Genomic DNA, 16,163 nt, shown 5'->3' with positions numbered 1-16,163 from the left:
CTTAATAATAAAAATAATGGATGAAATGGAAGAACAGCGGCGCGGTATAAATGAGAGAGTCCAGACGGTCGAGAATACCGCCATGACCGGGCAATAATTTGCCCGAATCTTTCACTCCAAGATCACGCTTAACCGCCGACATCACTACATCGCCACAGAAACCGGTTAACCCAATCAATAATCCGGCAAATAGTGAGAAAGTGAGATTCATCGGCGTTAATAGTGGCCCCAGAATACCTGCTAATACCATGGTTGTTGCTGTCCCACCCAGTAAACCAGCCAGGGTTTTATTTGGGCTGACCGTGGGTGTCACTTTGATGCGGCCGAATGATTTTCCCCATAAATATTGAGCAATATCATTCAGTTCGGTCAACGCCACCAAGAACACCACTAATAGCGCCCCCTGCCCACCAATACCACCCGGTAATACCAGTAAAAATGCCACATGGCTGAGGGCAAATACGGTGGTCATTAAACCCCAATGCATATTCGATACCGCATGTAAAAAACCTTTGGTATCACCAATCAGCACCATGCGTACCGGTAGAAACAGGAATGCATAAATCGGAATAAAAATAACGAACATGCCGTACCATCCCATACCAATCCACAGATAATGAATAGGAATAGCGAGATACATCCATAGCAAAGGAATATTGTCAGAACGGCGGGTAGAAATAAGAGTCAGGAACTCTTTTAATGCCAGAAAACTGATAAAACCAAAGATAACCAGTGACAGCCATTTGGGGCTAATCATCGCCACGGCAAAAACAATAATAATCAGCCACCAGCTAGTAATACGCTGACGCAGTTCCAGCCAATCTTTTTGCGGATAGCGCAGTATCAACCCCCCAATAATTAAACTGGCCAAGGTTAATAAAGCAAAAATAACCACCAAACTGAAAGTTAGCGTTGAGTTCATATTATGCCTCTGGCCTTAGCGCTGCCCGGCAGCGATTGATACATGTCCACAACAATAAAACTGATGCAAAAGCAAATAACCATCCGGAATACAGCAAAGCATTTGGCCACAAGGCAACGGCTAGCCCATACGCACCGAATAATAGCGCCCGGTCACTTTTTCCCAGCGGCCCCTGATATCCCCGTGGGCGGCCCAATGTTTGTGCCATCACACCGCAGAACTCAGTTAATAAGGCCAAGAATACCGCTAATATTACTAGCTCAGGGCGTGCATAAGGGAGCAAAGCAAAGGGCAGATAAAGTGCAATATCCGAAACAACATCGCCAATCTCATTCAGTAAAGCGCCTAAACGCGACTGTTGATTGAACTCTCGCGCCAACATGCCATCAATAGCATTCAGCGCCATGCGGAAAAACAGAAATAGGGGAAGCAGGAGAAACATCATTCGCGTGGGATAGATGGTTAATGAAATGCCGACTATCAGTGAAGCTATCAGAGTCAATAAAGTCACTTGATTCGCCGTCACTCCTTGCCGATATAACCGAGTCAAACATGGGCGAAGTAGCGCCTGAAACCGCGGTTTAATATCATAAAGCGTCATAAATACACCTGTGCATTGACCTGAGAAAGTCAGCAATAGCCTAATGGGTGGTTATTTGAATGATTCCACACCAAATGATTCTAGAAAGGTATCACTTGTGACCCAAGAGACCAACAGGAAAAACAAATAGAGCGAGATGCATCTAATTGATTTGTAGGAATTTTCTTACATTCAGTGCGGCTATTGAGTACACTGGCCGCCCTTAAAATTAAAAAGCAGCCATTATCGGCCGCCTTTCGCATTGACGAACTCACTCATCCTGATTAGCGCGAAACAGGAACAGCGACTTCCGGTTGCACAAAACCATAGCGGCTCAGTGGGGTAACTTTAACTGATGTAGGTGACGACTTAATCGCGAATTGCTTGGTGACACCCGGCATAATATAAGGGCTGCCCAAGGGAACAACTTCATTGCTCGGCACTAAAAACACCTGCGGGCCAAGGCGGACTACATGTTTACTCGGGTTCTTAATAATCAAGTTGTTGCCGGATGTAGAGATAACCAATTCCTGCCAAGGGGTTTTAATCTGTGGCACAGCATTTGGCTGAATGAGAAAACCAATTTCTTGACGAATTGGCATCACTGTTGCGTTACCCGGTACCTGTTCTACACCTTCAAATGAAGCTTTTAACAATACTTCTGAATCCAGTACCGTGCCTTTCTTTAATACAAAGTTAACTTGCTGACTTTGCCCGGCATCAATACGTGTTACCGGCGGAGAAATCAAAATTTGCTTACTCAGATTCTTACCATCTAAGTCAACCAATTTGGTCACCAGCAAGATCGGGTTCGCCGAGGTGTTTTCAATAGTGAAACTGGTGCGGCTATCACTTTCCTTTAAAATGACCGTGGTGCTTTCTAATTTGAAAGATGCATTAGATGCCAAACTCCAGCAGCTTAACAACACCAGTAAATTGAACATAAAAAACGATTTAACACGTTTGAGAATATGAGTATAAGCAGTCATTGCACTCATACTGTCATGACTAACCATCGTATTTTTCATAATAGATCCTATGTCTAAAAAATATTTACTGAGCACCTGCTTGTTGTTAAGCATTTAAAATTAATGACATACAGCGTCAGTAACTTCATATAATGCATCCGGATCAAACTTATCCGGCTCAACATAACTCACCACACATTCATTACGATTGGTGGCTTTAACACGTAACGTTGCACCAATCGCTTTGTTTTCCAACATAAAGTTGCCATCACCAATAATGGTTCCCAGGAAGTTACCCTTTTCATCAAGCACATTGGCCCCCACTGGCAACATTTCACCGTCGCTATCACGAATACTCAGCAACAACTGACGAGTTTCTGTTGCTTCAAAATTACGGGTAGCGACTGTGCCACGTGTCATCTTCAAATCTGCACTAGTACTGTTAAGGCGAATATTCAATGGCAATGTTTTAGTGCTTATTTGTGCTTTTGATGCCGTATAGGGCATTACTGAGGGCAATAATGCCGTCCCGGCATAATCAGTAATCGATGTGCCACTGCTGGGCGACGAAATACGCAAATTGGACTGACTCGGTATATTCACTACCGCAAAAGTATCACCAATTGCTGACGAAGAAGTGGCAAAAGTGCTATTGGCATAAGCCATTGAACCATTGGCAGAAATATAAGCTGAGCGGCTATTGTTGGTTGCCTGAGAAACCCCGCCCGCCAATTGTGTATACGCCGAATTCATATTCATGGCCCCATTAATGCGCCGCTGGCTATCACTGCCAGTTATACCCACTTGGTAACCTTTGTTGTCTCCCCAGCGGCCTTGATAGGTGCTACCTAAGGTCATATTGCCATTATTACGCTGCATCCGACCACTGAGCGATCCGTTGCCCAATGGCATAGTGATACCCACATATAGCGCATTTTGCCCCTGTGAAGTGGATTGAAAACTTAGCGTCGTGGTCACCCGGCCAAATTGTTCACTTGCTGAGAATGTATGTGAAACGCTATCAGCCGCCTGATAATACATATTATTAGACAAAACATAGGAAAAAGCGCCCCAGCGAGGATGCGCCCATGTCATCGCTGCCGACGTGGAGTTTTTCAGTTTGCCGTACACTAGATAATTCAGATTATTGCCACTGCTCAGGGCATTATCTGGCGACCAATAACTCGATGAGTCATATACTGTCGACAATGAAGCACTCAAATTGCCATTAATGGAGACCTGATTTTGTAAGGTAAACTGGTAACCTTGCCCGACATCTTTAGTATTAGAGTAACTTGCCGCTGCCGAAAACCAGGCATTCTCCAACCCACTATAAAGATTTTGTACATTGATATTTTGATAATCAGGGGAAAGCAGCCCAGCAGAAGTCATACGCAATGCGCTCATCGGGTTAAAAGACATCTCACCCGATACCAATAGTGGCGACTTGCTCTCACTGTCATTCAGACTATCGCGATAACGGCCTAATCCCAGTTGGTAGGTCGTCGCCTGCTGTTCAATGTTAGGATCCAGCGCATTCGATACTGTAAAATGCTGCTGGGTACCATCTTCCTCAATAACATCAACATCCGTAACCACCCCACTGGAAAAATTGCTGATATTAGATAATGAAAATGGGCCTGGAGGTACGACGGTGCGGTAAATAACCCGTCCACGCTGGCGAATTTCAATAGTGGCGTTGGTATTAGCAATACCTTCAATGGGAACCACTAACTGCGTATTATTTAATTGAGCATTATCGGAATATATCTGGGCACCGGCGATCGGTAAGCCGGAATATGTGTCACCGACCAAACCAAACTCACCTAACTGCACCACTGATTTCAATGATTCCACCGCGCGTAATGCGTAGGTTTCCTGATTATCGTAATGGCCTACTCCTTGATTATAGGTATAGGAGCCCCGGTTACGCAGTACCCAGTTATTAAAGTTAATTCCCGGCTGAAACTGCCCTTGGAATAAATTAAGATTATCGCTATTGCTCTCAATTCGCTGACCGAACAAATTATAGTTCAGTAATAATGCATGACCGCCACTTTGGTAATCACTGCCTTCCATCTCAGGATCAAATGCCTCTTGAGGCAACGTCATTTCCACCCGGAATTGGCCGGGAAATAGTTTTATAGCCACACCAGGCCATAAGGCTTCAATATTTTCACAACTGTCGCCACTGTCTTTGTGGCGGAGCTTCAATGCAATCAGCAACTTTCGATCTACACACAAATTCCCCTCACTGTCGAAGGTAACTTCAATATGATAGGTTTTATTGGCATTCACAATGATGGTGACATCATGCTGACCGGGTAAAAACTTATCTTTTTTGCTGAAAAAATCCGCTAACTCCGCTGAATACCCCAAATTTTCTAGTGTTTTTATATCAAATGTCACCGCGCCCTCTTTTGTTGCGGAGAAAACCGCTACAGGAAAGAGGGATAAGAGGAGTGCTGTAAATGAAAATGCAACACAACGCGCAAACACAATGGTGTCCTAAAAATAAGGAAAACGGGTGGGCTAATAGAACATATTGCTTTACGCAATAAAAAGTACAGCAGCTATTAAAAATTGAAAACAGTCTGATGTATAGGATTTTTATGAATTAAATACTAAAAGAAAAATTCATGGTCGCAGAACCATCAATATTGATATTTTCAGTGATAGCCCCACCCATGCTTGTTGAGCCTGCCAATGTCGGTGTTACCGTAAAATCGGCACTGAATACTTTACCTGCTTTTGCTGTAGTCGCATTTTCAGACCAGCCAAAGCGGAAATTATTGGTGAGCGTCTCTAAAGTATGTCCACCCTGCAATATGTTATTAGCATCAATAAAATAGAGTAAGCTGCTCACTCCATCGACAGTAGCATTGCTCATCGTGGTTTTATAAAAACCCAGTTTCCCGCTACCATTCACAAAACCTAAACCGAAATTGTGAATACCGGTGTTATCGCTCACAGAAGCTTTGCGGTTATCAATCGCGTTTAAGCTCAGATATGTCACACTATCACAAGTAACTGTCCAAGTTTTTGTGATCGATGGTAATACTGTCACTGCTGTGCCACTTTTTATCTGGCTTGATGAAATCTCACCGACATTATAAATACCGCCATCAGGTGCATTAATAGTACAGGTTGGAATACCAATCTTTCCTGTCACTTTTAATTCTGCAGAAGGCGGGGCCGCCTGTACGGTGGCAGATAGAATTAATGAGGTGAAAAGAACTAAATTGAAAGTATGCATTTTCATAAAATGATGAGTCCTTCCAATATATGAATATTGTCACACTTATCCATAACTATGCTCTTAAGACAAAATTGAGAGCAGAAATAAAAATCTGCCCTCAATTTATACCGTGACGAACAGGTTATTTAGATACCGAATGCAAAGTTCATCGTCAATGAACCGTCGATTTCTGCATCTTCAGTAATCGGGCCACCCATCGTCGTGGTACCCGCCAAAATCGGGCTAACAGTAATATCAGCAGTAAACACTTTACCGGTGCTCTGGGTGTTAGCAGCAGATGACCAACCGGTGCGCAGACCTGTTGTCAACGGAGCCGTTGTTGCTACAACGAAAGTTGAGGTCGCGGATGAGAAGACGTTGGATGTTTTGCCATCAACAGTGGCACTCTTCATCTGTGCAGTGTAATAACCAATTTTACCGGTGTTATTCACGTTACCCATACCGAAGTTAGTTGTTCCCGCAACACTGGCAGATGCCGTGCGGTTATCCACTGGTGTAAAGTTCAGGTAAGTTTCCGCATCACAGCTTATTGTCCAGGTTTTAGTCATCGGCGTCAGGGCCGTAGTCGCAGTACCTGATTTAACTAAAGATGAAGACAGGTTACCAAAATCGTAAACACCCTCATCCGGAGGTGAAATGGTGCAGCTTGGCACAGTCAACGTACCGACTACTTTTAATTCTGCAGTCGGTGCTTCTGCATTGGCGGCATTAATACCAAAAATTAAAGAAGACAGTACAGTAATTCTAGCCAGTTGCTTTTTCATTTAAATAGTCCTGATATAATGTTTATCGCGTTGCGATACCCAAAATTTATAGGCTGATGCCTGGGAGTTGAATTAACTTTTTATTGGGTTGACCAAAATAAAAAAATGAAATCAAAGTTTATGCAGCTATTAAACGTTTTAAGACATTCCTTGTATATAAGACTGCAAGCTAACTTGATGTAGGAAAGGTCTTACACACTGGTTAATCATGGCGTGATTTTGGCGAATAAACTCTCTTAATCTACTTTTAATCGCGAAAAAACGAGAGAACATATCGAAAAAAATATTTCAAAGAAAAATCAATTAAATAAATAACAGTTGATTTTTTATGGCTCTATTTTAATTTTATATTTCATTTGCCCCCCTGATGGAAAAATATATTAACCAGCAGTTTAATACTCAATTATTATAAATAATAATTCCACAGTGCTATTTGATACTCATTTCAATGAGTGTCTGGTGGCATCCGTCGATAACCTCACTCTATCCCCGCGCCCCGGCTATGCAAAACTGTAGTGGTCAACTTAAGCAGCAACCAGTTGCCTTGCCAGCTAAAGCATCTGCGGTATAGCGGCCGCCAATAAAATCAACCTGCTCACAATGGCGTAGAGCTACACTGATAGGGTCATTTGCGCTGGTATTGATTTGTGGGGTGAATATCAGCAAACGATTACCAGCAAGCAATGAGCAAGCCGGATGTATTATTTATCGCCTTGCTTTGCCAACTTACTGTGATAAAGATCGCTGAATTTTTTTTCTATAAGTGCTTGAATAATGAAAGAGCATGAGGCGTTTTGCCCCTCAGAAAACGGATATCTTCATCAGTTTGCGAGGCGGGCCTTTCAAGTGCTCGGGTATCTCTTCATGAAACGGTTGCGTTCATGCCCCTTTTTACGGCATGTTTACAACAACACTTCCCTGCTTTAGACGTTCGAATTATCACTTTGTGAGCAACCTGATGATTAAGTGGCTGTGGAAAGCAAATCAACCGCAAGCGGAGATGCTTGCACAGTGGCGTGAAGCGCTGAATATCCCTCTATTGGCACCTTTAAATGACGAGGAGCAACAGCGGCTGGTTTCTGTCGCCAGCCATTTGCTGCAACAAAAACGCCTGCTACCACTGCAAGGGTTAGTATTAACGCCGTTGATGCAGGCTCGCTTAACACTGTTATTCGCCCTGCCAGTGATGGAGTTGGGAGCTAAATGGCTAGACGGTTTCCATGAAGTGCTGATTTATCCGTCCCCTTTTGTGGTTGATGACGACTGGCAAGATGATGCGGGCTTGGTCCACACCGGGCAAACAGTGCAGTCCGGTCAGAGTTGGGAACAGGGGCCGATTGTACTGAATTGGCAAGATATTCAGGACTCGTTTGATTTGTCAGGTTTTAATTTGGTTATTCATGAGGCGGCCCACAAACTGGATATGCGCAATGGCGGTCACTCAAACGGCGTGCCACCGATTGCCATGCGTGATGTTGCGGCGTGGGAATATGACCTACATCAGGCGATGGATAATATTCAAGATGAGATAGATATGGTGGGTGTCGACGCTGCCAGTATGGATGCATACGCCGCCAGTGATCCTGCGGAATGTTTTGCGGTGTTATCCGAATATTTTTTCAGTGCACCTGAGCTATTGGAAAACCGTTTCCCGGCGGTTTACCAGCATTTCTGTACTTTTTATCGTCAAGACCCGCTGGCCAGACTAAAACGGTGGGAAAACGATAATAAAAACGCCGAGATCTTGCATCCACTGAATTAGTTATTGGCTCAACGCCTTAAACCATAAAGGCATAAAATGGCGAATTCACCTGATTTAGCCATTATCTCTCTCTGTCTTGCTCAGATGCTGAGCAGTCGAGCCAAATGTACCAATTTAGCGTTGACAGTATCGGGCATGCTAGATATCATGCGCCCCGTTCACACGATTCCTCTGTAGTTCAGTCGGTAGAACGGCGGACTGTTAATCCGTATGTCACTGGTTCGAGTCCAGTCAGAGGAGCCATATTAGAGAAGCCCGCTTAGGAAACTAAGCGGGCTTTTTGCTATTTAGCTGTTGGTGGGCGGTTATAGCAATCGGCGGCCAGATTCGCCAGCCAGCTGAAAGTTGGTTATTATCCCACCCCACTTCCCCTTCGGGCAACCTGATGTCTATGATTTACGATACCTTTATTGCCCCGCCGTGCCATGACAAGATAGAGATTCTCTATCAGGACGAGCATTTGGTGCTTATCAATAAACCTGCTGGGCTGCTCAGCCTTTCGGGGAAAAACCCACAAAATCTCGACTCGGTGCATCATCGGCTGGTACAAATATTCCCCGGCTGCACTCTGGTTCATCGCCTTGATTTTGGGACTTCCGGGCTGATGGTGATTGCCCGCAATAAAGTTATTAATGCTGCCCTCTGCCAGCAGTTCAGTCAGCGCACCGTAACCAAGGTGTACAGCGCACTGCTTTGTGGACATCTGGACGACAACGAAGGAATCATAGACGCGGCGATTGCCAAAGACCCAGCACTGTTCCCACTGATGTCGATTTGCCCAATCAACGGCAAACCCGCCCGTTCCCACTATCAGGTCATTGAGCGTTTTTATCACGAGTTGGAAGACAATAAGTTGGAAAACAATAGATTACTGCCATTGACACGGGTACAGCTAACCCCGGAGACCGGGCGTACCCATCAACTCCGCATCCACTGCCAGCAGTTGGGCCACCCTATTTGGGGCTGCGACTTATATGGCGGTCGCCTGCTACCAGGCACCGAGCAAACACCGCGGCTGATGCTGCATGCCAGTGAGCTACATTTTATTCATCCCATCAGCAAAGAGTGGATCAAAGCCCGTAATACCTGCCCGTTCTGAATGAGAGAAGCCCATTTAAGGTTAATGACAAAGTGCCCGCTATCCGCTGCGGCGCACCATTTTTTCGGGTAACCGCAGCGCTTGTTTCGCCATGTCCGACACCGGCTGGTGGGTGCTTAACCAGCGTTATCTTAGTGTCTGGATGTGATTTCTGAGATTGATCAGCAGCATATTGCATCGCTTCGCCATAGTTACTGTCTCGAGATGCCATCACAAATTCATTGGCCAGGACACCGAATGTGGTGGTCAATAACACGGTTGCCATCAATATACGCTGGAATATGAAATTTATATATTTACTTTTAAATCATATGGTTAACTAGATTAATTATTTGTGTGGCGACATAAAATAAATAGCCCACTGGAGGAAACCTCAGTGGTCTATTTGATGATTAGCTTGTTTTGCAGGAAAGTACTACCGCGTGTAAAAAGTGCTACAGCACATAAACAGTATTACAGCGCATAAAAAATCAGTGCAGCAATGCCACCAAATAAAATCCATTTAATCAGATAATAAATTGTGCGGTTCCAGGCTTTTAAGCGTTTACCCACCTTTCGTACCGCATAGATATATTTGAACGCTCGGTTGACACCACCGGTTCTATCCCCTTCTTCATTGGGGGCCGTGGCGGCACTCATTAAATGACGGCCCAACCAATGGTTAATCCATTGTGCCCAGCGATAGCGCATCGGGCGTTCAATATCACAAAATAAAATGAGCCGGTTTTGTCCACTGTGATTTTCGGCATAGTGAATATAGGTTTCATCAAACAATATTCCTTCACCGTCACGCCAGCTATAAGTGGTGCCATCAACATCAATAAAGCAGCGGTCATCATTCGGCGTTATTAAGCCAAGGTGGTAACGCAAAGAACCTGCATAAGGATCACGGTGGCGAGGTAAACGGCTGCCGTCCGGCAACTCAGCAAACATCGCCGCTTTCACCGATGGCAATCCTTTTAATAATGTGGTGGTGTGTGGGCACAATGTCATTGCCGATGGGTGGCTGTCTTCATACCATTTCAAGTAAAAGCGCTTCCAACCCGTTTTAAAAAAAGAATTAAAACCAGCATCATTATATTTATCTGATGCTTTGATTTGCTGGATTTCCATTAACGCCTGACCTTCTTCCCGAATTTTTAACCAGTTATCTCGCAACACGGTCAGTTCGGGGAAAAGATCCTGCTTTAAATAGGGCGTGGTGGGGACGCGTGAGAATAAATACATGAAGACATTGATCGGAGAAACAAATGTCGAATGGTCTGAGAGCTGACGCCAAAATCTATAACGCACTTTCCCACGGAAATGCACATAGGCTACACACAAGATGAAAACCAATAGCACTATATATTTCATGATGTCCTATCAATAAATATTTTTGGTAGCTAAATATTTAGTCTATTCCCATTAAATTTTCCAACTAAAAATAATTTAAAATAATGACAAGGCCGATAACAGCAGATTAGGAGCTATCCTTCAATCTATTGAAGTCATGTATAAACTCGGCGTTTAGGCGCGCCTAATGGCCCTGGCCCTTGCTGAGGATCGTTTTTGTGGTCAAACTAAATGTATTCTTCGCTATGGAAAAAACCATTGGGATTGACATGAGCAACGCCATTTCACCAAGCTGGTCGTTTGACCTTAATAACTGTCTATTACCCCATTTTTGATATCAATTTGATTAGTATTAGGGATAAAATCCCCGCGAAAGCAGGGATAGGAAAGGTTAAAATATGTAACGTATACCCAATAAAAATTCGCTGGAAACCAAACGTGCTTTCATCTGTTCATCTTGTAATGCTCTGGCATTTGCAAACTGATTGAAACCACTTTGAACATCCCCCATATCAGTATAGCGATAGCCAAGGTCTAAAATCAGTGATTCTATAGGTGAATAACTAACACCGGTGCCAATTGTATAGGTCAGATTGTTCTGTGTGCTACTCGCGTATTGACGGGCAGGATTACCTTGCCATCCATCTGAGCTAATTTTTGCAACACCGATACCCAATGTGCCATATAAAGCGAAACCATGACTTAGCGCAATATCACGATAGCCATTTAGCATTAACCGCTCGGCATTGATATATTGATGATTAAAACTGGTTGGGAAGCGAGTAGAACCACTGGTGTAAGTAGATTTTTTTTTGGCTACATATTCACCTTCAGTACGCCAACCATTACCAAATTGATAACCGGCCGCTATTGAACCATTGTAAAAATTATCGCTATCTTGGCCAGAGACAAATGAACCAATTCCAGGACGGCTGCTGGTGTCCATATTTTTAGCATCCTGGAATGTTCTCAATACTTTGATTGAACCATAATAACCTTCTTGTTCAATACTATTGGCAGATACAACATTTGAAGTGGCTAATAGCAATCCTGTGATAATAGCGAAAGTGCAATTTCTATTCATTATATGTATTCCTTACATATTTTGTTTATTTACGATTCATACTGAAATTTTATTTATATTTATTTACCAAACGATTTGTGGCATTAGGCTATTTAAGTATCTAGCCATGTGAATGGTAATCATGTTTATATGAAGAGTAAATTCGTAGCACTACCCATTATTTAGGTATAAATACCTATTGTTGAGCTTTAAATTGAGGGCCTAAATGGGAGGATACCTTATGAAAAAGAGCTAGCTCTTTTTCAGTGACAGCAAGTTTCTCAGGATTAGTAAGCAATAAGTGTTTGTATATCGCTATCATTTAATGTGAAACAGCCAGTAAAACAGCGCCCTGCGGGAAAATCTCCACTTAACTCTCGTAATAATTGTAATTCAAAACGCCCCGTGTCCAGCGAGTAACTCAGTAATTGAGCTTCAAGAAAATCAAAATAACGTCCAAGCTGTGGGTATATCGCTTTAAATAAGCTTTCTTTCGCGGAAAAAGCCAATGTTAGCAAGTGATTAAAAGGTAATGGCCCATCTTGTAAATGCTGATATTCTTCTTCATTGAGAATACCCGGCCACAAGTTGGCAGCTCTTTCTACAGGAATTAAGCTTTCGATATCCAGACCAATACCATGCAATCGGCGCTGGGATTCTAAAGGCTCAGCAGCGGGTGTTATTATTTGTGCGGTGCACAAAGCGCGTTGATTATTATGGCTGATGCTGCCGATCAAACCGGTCGGCCACAGTGGTGCGCGATCGATGCCATTCGTCAGCGGATAATCGCGCACTTCCAACATATTGAGAACTTGCCTGGCAACAAAACGCCCGGCCAGATATTCAGCACGCCGTTTAGCAACCGCTTTTTGTAAACTGCCCGGAAACGCGATGCCATATACGGTAAACAACTCATCCCGATATTCATTCACATCAAAATCACATTTAGCCAGAAGCCCGTGAAACAAGGGTTGATCATTCAGACCGGCGGCGGGTAATGCAGCAAAGGTAAAATTACGGATAAATACCGACGTCACAGGTTCTCCTAATCATCTTAATTAATGGCGTTTCATAGTAGTAGTTAACCTTCTTTGTCACAACATCAGAACCCCGCTATTTAAACTAAAACGTTCTCTACTTCAAGTTGCACCTCATTTATAACCCGATAATTCATGTCTATCACCACGCGGTCAGTTGATTACAAGACGATATGAAATGACACTTCACAATTATTGAAACGCAGTTCCTTACGTTTCTTTTTCTGTGACACTGGTCAATTTAAAAGCAAATGTAACCCGCTAGGTTTATCACCTTGGGGATAAAGGAATAGCCCTTTTATATAAATATTCAATTATTAGAAATAATCTCTTTTTATCTACTCTTTTAATGACTTCTGGAGACCACTGAATGAAATTCCCTAAGCCGCTACCAACACTCTGTCTGGCTATTGCTGCTATTTTATTTAGCCCAATAGCCGCCGCCCAGCAAATTAAAGCTGCCGATGTTCATCCTAAAGATTATCCCAATGTAGTCGCAGTTAAAAATATGGGTGACAAACTGAAGACCGTGACTGACGGGCGATTGGAAATTAAAACTTTCCCCGGCGGGGTATTGGGTGATGAAAAGCAAATGATAGAGCAGGCTCAAATGGGGGCCATTGATATTATTCGTGTTTCCATGACCCCTGTTGCCTCTATTTTACCGGAGATCAGTGTCTTTACTCTGCCCTATATGTTCCGCGATGAAGATCACTTGCATAAAGTGCTTGATGGAAAGATTGGCCAGGAAATTGGCGATAAAATCACTAACAATAAAAACTCAAAATTAGTCTTCCTCGGTTGGATGGATGCAGGCACCCGTAATCTCATAACCAAACAGCCGGTCATTAAACCAGAAGATCTCAAAGGCATGAAAATCCGAGTGCAGGGCAGCCCTATTGCACTGGCAACACTAAAAGCCATGGGAGCCAACTCACTCAGTATGGGTGTCAGTGAAGTGTTCAGCGGGATGCAAACCGGGGTTATTGATGGCACCGAAAATAACGAGCCAACTTTTGTCGCGCATAACTACCTGCCAGTGGTTAAAAACTATACTTTGAGCGGCCATTTTATTATTCCAGAATTGTTCCTTTATTCGAAAGTTAAGTGGGATAAATTATCTCCTGAAGATCAGCAAACTATTCTAAAACTAGCAAAAGAAGCGCAGGTAGAACAGCGGGTCTTATGGCAAGCCTATGTGCAGCAATCTCATGACAAAATGAAAGCTGGCGGTGTGAAATATCATGAAATCGATCATGACTATTATTACCAAGCCACTCAGCCGGTACGTGATGAATTTGGTAAAGATTATCAGGACTTAATCCAGCAAATTAGCGCGGTCCAATAATATTCTTTTGGCGGTATTAATTATTTTAATACCATCGATATATACCCAAAGTCATTGGTGTTGCAGCAAGACGGCAAGTAAATCATTCCTGATGAACTGACACAAAGATTGTGATTCGGGTAAACAAGCGCCACTAACACCGCTGCAATACCAAAGACGAGGGGTAATCTGAGGTCTCCGCTATGGCTCGCTCTTATCTATCAACGATGGATGCTTTATATCGCCTGTCAGTTTGGGTGGCGGGTATTGCATTAATTATTATGGTTGCAGTTATTCCCATTGGGATATTCACCCGTTATGTCCTAAACGATGGTTTATCCTGGCCCGAACCCGTGGCTATTTTATGCATGGTGACATTTACCTTTGTGGGCGCGGCGGCCAGTTACCGTTCGGGTTCACATATTGCTGTCAGCATGGTTACTGACCGGCTCTCTGAAGCGGGTAAAAAAATCTGCCTAATATTGGTGGATTTGCTGATGATATTAATCAGCCTGTTTATTCTGGTTTACAGCTTTATTTTGTGTAGCGAACTTTGGTCACAGCCCGTGGCGGAGTTCCCATTACTGACTGCCGGGCAAACTTATGTTCCTCTGCCGGTAGGCTCGGCAATTACCCTGTTGTTTATTATCGAGCGCTTGTTCTTTGGCTCGCAGACCCACCGCCCGGTAGTCATGATTGGCAATTCATAATTTGGGGAACTTTGCCTTATGGACGCATTTATTTTAGTTTTTACCTTGGCAATTTTGTTGGCTATTGGTGTGCCGGTGGCTTATGCCGTCGGCTTGAGTGCCATTGCTGGCGCATTTTGGATTGATTTACCGCTGGAAGCGGTAATGATTCAAATTACCAGCGGCGTCAATAAATTCTCATTATTGGCTATTCCCTTCTTTATTCTGGCCGGTGCCATTATGGCTGAGGGAGGAATTGCGCGGCGGCTGGTGAATTTCGCCTATATCTTCGTCGGGTTTATCCGTGGCGGTCTGTCACTGGTGAATATCGTCGCCTCGACTTTTTTCGGTGCTATTTCAGGGTCTTCAGTGGCGGATACCGCCTCTATTGGCTCGGTGATGATCCCGGAAATGGACAAAAAAGGTTACCCTCGTGACTTTGCGGCGGCGGTTACTGCCAGTGGTTCGGTTCAGGCAATATTGACGCCACCTAGCCATAACTCAGTGATTTATTCATTAGCCACCGGCGGTACTGTCTCGATCGCGGCGCTGTTTATTGCTGGGATCTTGCCGGGTCTGCTACTCAGTTTTACGCTGATGTTAATGTGTGTCGGCTTTGCTTATAAGCGGGGTTACCCCAAAGGTGAGCGGGTGCCGTTCCGTCAGGCGCTTAAAATCTTTGTCGACACATTATGGGGGCTGATGACGGTGGTCATCATCATGGGCGGGATCCTTTCTGGCGTGTTTACTGCCACTGAATCCGCCGCTATTGCCTGTTTATGGTCATTTTTCGTGACCATGTTTATCTATCGTGATTACAAATGGTCAGAGTTACCCAAGCTGATGTATCGCACGGTAAAAACCGTCACTATCGTCATGATTTTGATAGGCTTTGCCGCCAGTTTTGGCGCGATCATGACCTATATGCAATTACCCGAGCGTATCACTGAGTTCTTTACCTCGGTTTCAGACAATAAATACGTCATTCTGATGTGTATCAATATCATGTTGCTGCTGATTGGCACCTTGATGGATATGGCCCCGCTGATTTTGATACTGACGCCAGTGCTGATGCCAGTCACCAATTCATTGGGTATTGATCCGGTGCATTTCGGTATGATTATGTTGATTAATCTGGGAATTGGCTTAATTACACCGCCGGTGGGGTCGGTGCTGTTTGTTGCCAGTGCGGTGAGTAAACAGAAAATTGAGCAGGTGGTAAAAGCCATGTTACCGTTCTACGGCGCACTGTTCTTAGTTCTGATGCTGGTGACGTATATACCGGCAATATCGCTGTGGTTGCCAAGAGTCTTTGGTGTCTACACCGGCTAACCGCCATCTATCATAAATAAGTCGGG

At 43.9% G+C, this 16,163-nt stretch carries 15 protein-coding genes and 1 tRNA gene; 6 read left to right on the top strand and 10 right to left on the bottom strand.

The window, feature by feature from the left end:
* Position 1: 1 nt before the first annotated feature.
* The 6 genes from OP863_RS08060 to OP863_RS08035 form a co-directional block, all read right to left on the bottom strand.
* Entirely contained in the window at positions 2-922 is a 921-nt protein-coding gene (locus OP863_RS08060) for a phosphatidate cytidylyltransferase (protein WP_265526089.1), read from the bottom strand.
* Position 923: 1 nt separating this feature from the next.
* Positions 924-1,523 (bottom strand): CDP-alcohol phosphatidyltransferase family protein, encoded by a 600-nt coding sequence (locus OP863_RS08055; RefSeq protein ID WP_145591969.1) that lies wholly within the window; start codon positions 1,521-1,523, stop codon positions 924-926.
* 263 nt (positions 1,524-1,786) lie between these two features.
* Positions 1,787-2,518 carry a fimbria/pilus chaperone family protein gene (locus tag OP863_RS08050; protein ID WP_373919226.1) on the bottom strand — a complete coding sequence of 244 codons (732 nt, stop codon included), beginning with the start codon at positions 2,516-2,518 and terminating at the stop codon, positions 1,787-1,789.
* Between the two features lie 72 nt (positions 2,519-2,590).
* A complete protein-coding gene (locus OP863_RS08045) occupies positions 2,591-4,969 on the bottom strand; it encodes a fimbria/pilus outer membrane usher protein (RefSeq protein WP_416222823.1) in 2,379 nt (792 codons plus the stop codon).
* A gap of 118 nt (positions 4,970-5,087) precedes the next feature.
* On the bottom strand, positions 5,088-5,726 hold the full coding sequence (locus OP863_RS08040) for a DUF1120 domain-containing protein (protein ID WP_373919224.1): 639 nt from the start codon (positions 5,724-5,726) through the stop codon (positions 5,088-5,090).
* Positions 5,727-5,854: 128 nt separating this feature from the next.
* Positions 5,855-6,493, bottom strand: coding sequence for a DUF1120 domain-containing protein (locus OP863_RS08035; protein WP_038633881.1), 639 nt, complete (start codon positions 6,491-6,493; stop codon positions 5,855-5,857).
* A gap of 958 nt (positions 6,494-7,451) precedes the next feature.
* On the opposite strand from OP863_RS08035, the gene mtfA reads away from it, so the two are divergent.
* The 3 genes from mtfA (at position 7,452) to OP863_RS08020 (ending at position 9,354) form a co-directional block, all read left to right on the top strand.
* The gene (gene mtfA, locus OP863_RS08030; RefSeq protein ID WP_145540924.1) at positions 7,452-8,255 is read left to right on the top strand and encodes a DgsA anti-repressor MtfA; all 804 of its coding nucleotides are present in this window, start codon (positions 7,452-7,454) and stop codon (positions 8,253-8,255) included.
* Positions 8,256-8,422: 167 nt separating this feature from the next.
* Positions 8,423-8,498, top strand: a tRNA-Asn gene (locus OP863_RS08025).
* A 142-nt stretch (positions 8,499-8,640) separates the two neighbouring features.
* Positions 8,641-9,354, top strand: coding sequence for an RluA family pseudouridine synthase (locus tag OP863_RS08020; protein WP_145591220.1), 714 nt, complete (start codon positions 8,641-8,643; stop codon positions 9,352-9,354).
* Here OP863_RS08020 and OP863_RS08015 read toward each other — a convergent pair.
* From OP863_RS08015 to OP863_RS08000, 4 genes are all read right to left on the bottom strand, one after another.
* Positions 9,326-9,619, bottom strand: a complete 294-nt coding sequence (locus tag OP863_RS08015) for a hypothetical protein (protein ID WP_145589576.1) — start codon at positions 9,617-9,619, stop codon at positions 9,326-9,328. The two genes, OP863_RS08020 and OP863_RS08015, sit on opposite strands and share 29 nt — an antisense overlap.
* Positions 9,620-9,807: 188 nt before the next feature.
* Positions 9,808-10,710 carry a lipid A hydroxylase LpxO gene (lpxO, locus tag OP863_RS08010; protein WP_038633890.1) on the bottom strand — a complete coding sequence of 301 codons (903 nt, stop codon included), beginning with the start codon at positions 10,708-10,710 and terminating at the stop codon, positions 9,808-9,810.
* A gap of 370 nt (positions 10,711-11,080) precedes the next feature.
* Positions 11,081-11,773, bottom strand: coding sequence for an outer membrane protein (locus tag OP863_RS08005; protein ID WP_145589575.1), 693 nt, complete (start codon positions 11,771-11,773; stop codon positions 11,081-11,083).
* Between the two features lie 266 nt (positions 11,774-12,039).
* Positions 12,040-12,789, bottom strand: coding sequence for a 4'-phosphopantetheinyl transferase family protein (locus OP863_RS08000; protein WP_145591217.1), 750 nt, complete (start codon positions 12,787-12,789; stop codon positions 12,040-12,042).
* Positions 12,790-13,159: 370 nt separating this feature from the next.
* On the opposite strand from OP863_RS08000, the gene OP863_RS07995 reads away from it, so the two are divergent.
* The 3 genes from OP863_RS07995 to OP863_RS07985 all read left to right on the top strand — a co-directional run bounded on the left by OP863_RS07995 (position 13,160) and on the right by OP863_RS07985 (position 16,137).
* Entirely contained in the window at positions 13,160-14,137 is a 978-nt protein-coding gene (locus OP863_RS07995) for a TRAP transporter substrate-binding protein (RefSeq protein ID WP_265526085.1), read from the top strand.
* A 182-nt stretch (positions 14,138-14,319) separates the two neighbouring features.
* Positions 14,320-14,826, top strand: coding sequence for a TRAP transporter small permease (locus tag OP863_RS07990; RefSeq protein WP_038633903.1), 507 nt, complete (start codon positions 14,320-14,322; stop codon positions 14,824-14,826).
* An 18-nt stretch (positions 14,827-14,844) separates the two neighbouring features.
* Positions 14,845-16,137, top strand: coding sequence for a TRAP transporter large permease (locus tag OP863_RS07985; RefSeq protein ID WP_145589573.1), 1,293 nt, complete (start codon positions 14,845-14,847; stop codon positions 16,135-16,137).
* The last annotated feature ends 26 nt before the right edge of the window (positions 16,138-16,163 follow it).

It is taken from the genome of Yersinia sp. SCPM-O-B-9106 (C-191) (assembly GCF_026183365.1).
GTDB classification, from domain to species: domain Bacteria; phylum Pseudomonadota; class Gammaproteobacteria; order Enterobacterales; family Enterobacteriaceae; genus Yersinia; species Yersinia rochesterensis.
This window is presented reverse-complemented; position numbering and strand designations above follow the sequence as displayed.

Bases quoted from the DNA above. Each gene is read 5' to 3' on its own strand.
- OP863_RS08060 (WP_265526089.1), bottom strand. From the start codon at position 922: ATGAACTCAACGCTAACTTTCAGTTTGGTGGTTATTTTTGCTTTATTA.
- OP863_RS08055 (WP_145591969.1), bottom strand. From the start codon at position 1,523: ATGACGCTTTATGATATTAAACCGCGGTTTCAGGCGCTACTTCGCCCA.
- OP863_RS08050 (WP_373919226.1), bottom strand. From the start codon at position 2,518: ATGGTTAGTCATGACAGTATGAGTGCAATGACTGCTTATACTCATATT.
- OP863_RS08040 (WP_373919224.1), bottom strand. From the start codon at position 5,726: ATGCATACTTTCAATTTAGTTCTTTTCACCTCATTAATTCTATCTGCC.
- OP863_RS08035 (WP_038633881.1), bottom strand. From the start codon at position 6,493: ATGAAAAAGCAACTGGCTAGAATTACTGTACTGTCTTCTTTAATTTTT.
- mtfA (WP_145540924.1), top strand. From the start codon at position 7,452: ATGATTAAGTGGCTGTGGAAAGCAAATCAACCGCAAGCGGAGATGCTT.
- OP863_RS08020 (WP_145591220.1), top strand. From the start codon at position 8,641: ATGTCTATGATTTACGATACCTTTATTGCCCCGCCGTGCCATGACAAG.
- OP863_RS08015 (WP_145589576.1), bottom strand. From the start codon at position 9,619: ATGGCAACCGTGTTATTGACCACCACATTCGGTGTCCTGGCCAATGAA.
- lpxO (WP_038633890.1), bottom strand. From the start codon at position 10,710: ATGAAATATATAGTGCTATTGGTTTTCATCTTGTGTGTAGCCTATGTG.
- OP863_RS08005 (WP_145589575.1), bottom strand. From the start codon at position 11,773: ATGAATAGAAATTGCACTTTCGCTATTATCACAGGATTGCTATTAGCC.
- OP863_RS07995 (WP_265526085.1), top strand. From the start codon at position 13,160: ATGAAATTCCCTAAGCCGCTACCAACACTCTGTCTGGCTATTGCTGCT.
- OP863_RS07990 (WP_038633903.1), top strand. From the start codon at position 14,320: ATGGCTCGCTCTTATCTATCAACGATGGATGCTTTATATCGCCTGTCA.
- OP863_RS07985 (WP_145589573.1), top strand. From the start codon at position 14,845: ATGGACGCATTTATTTTAGTTTTTACCTTGGCAATTTTGTTGGCTATT.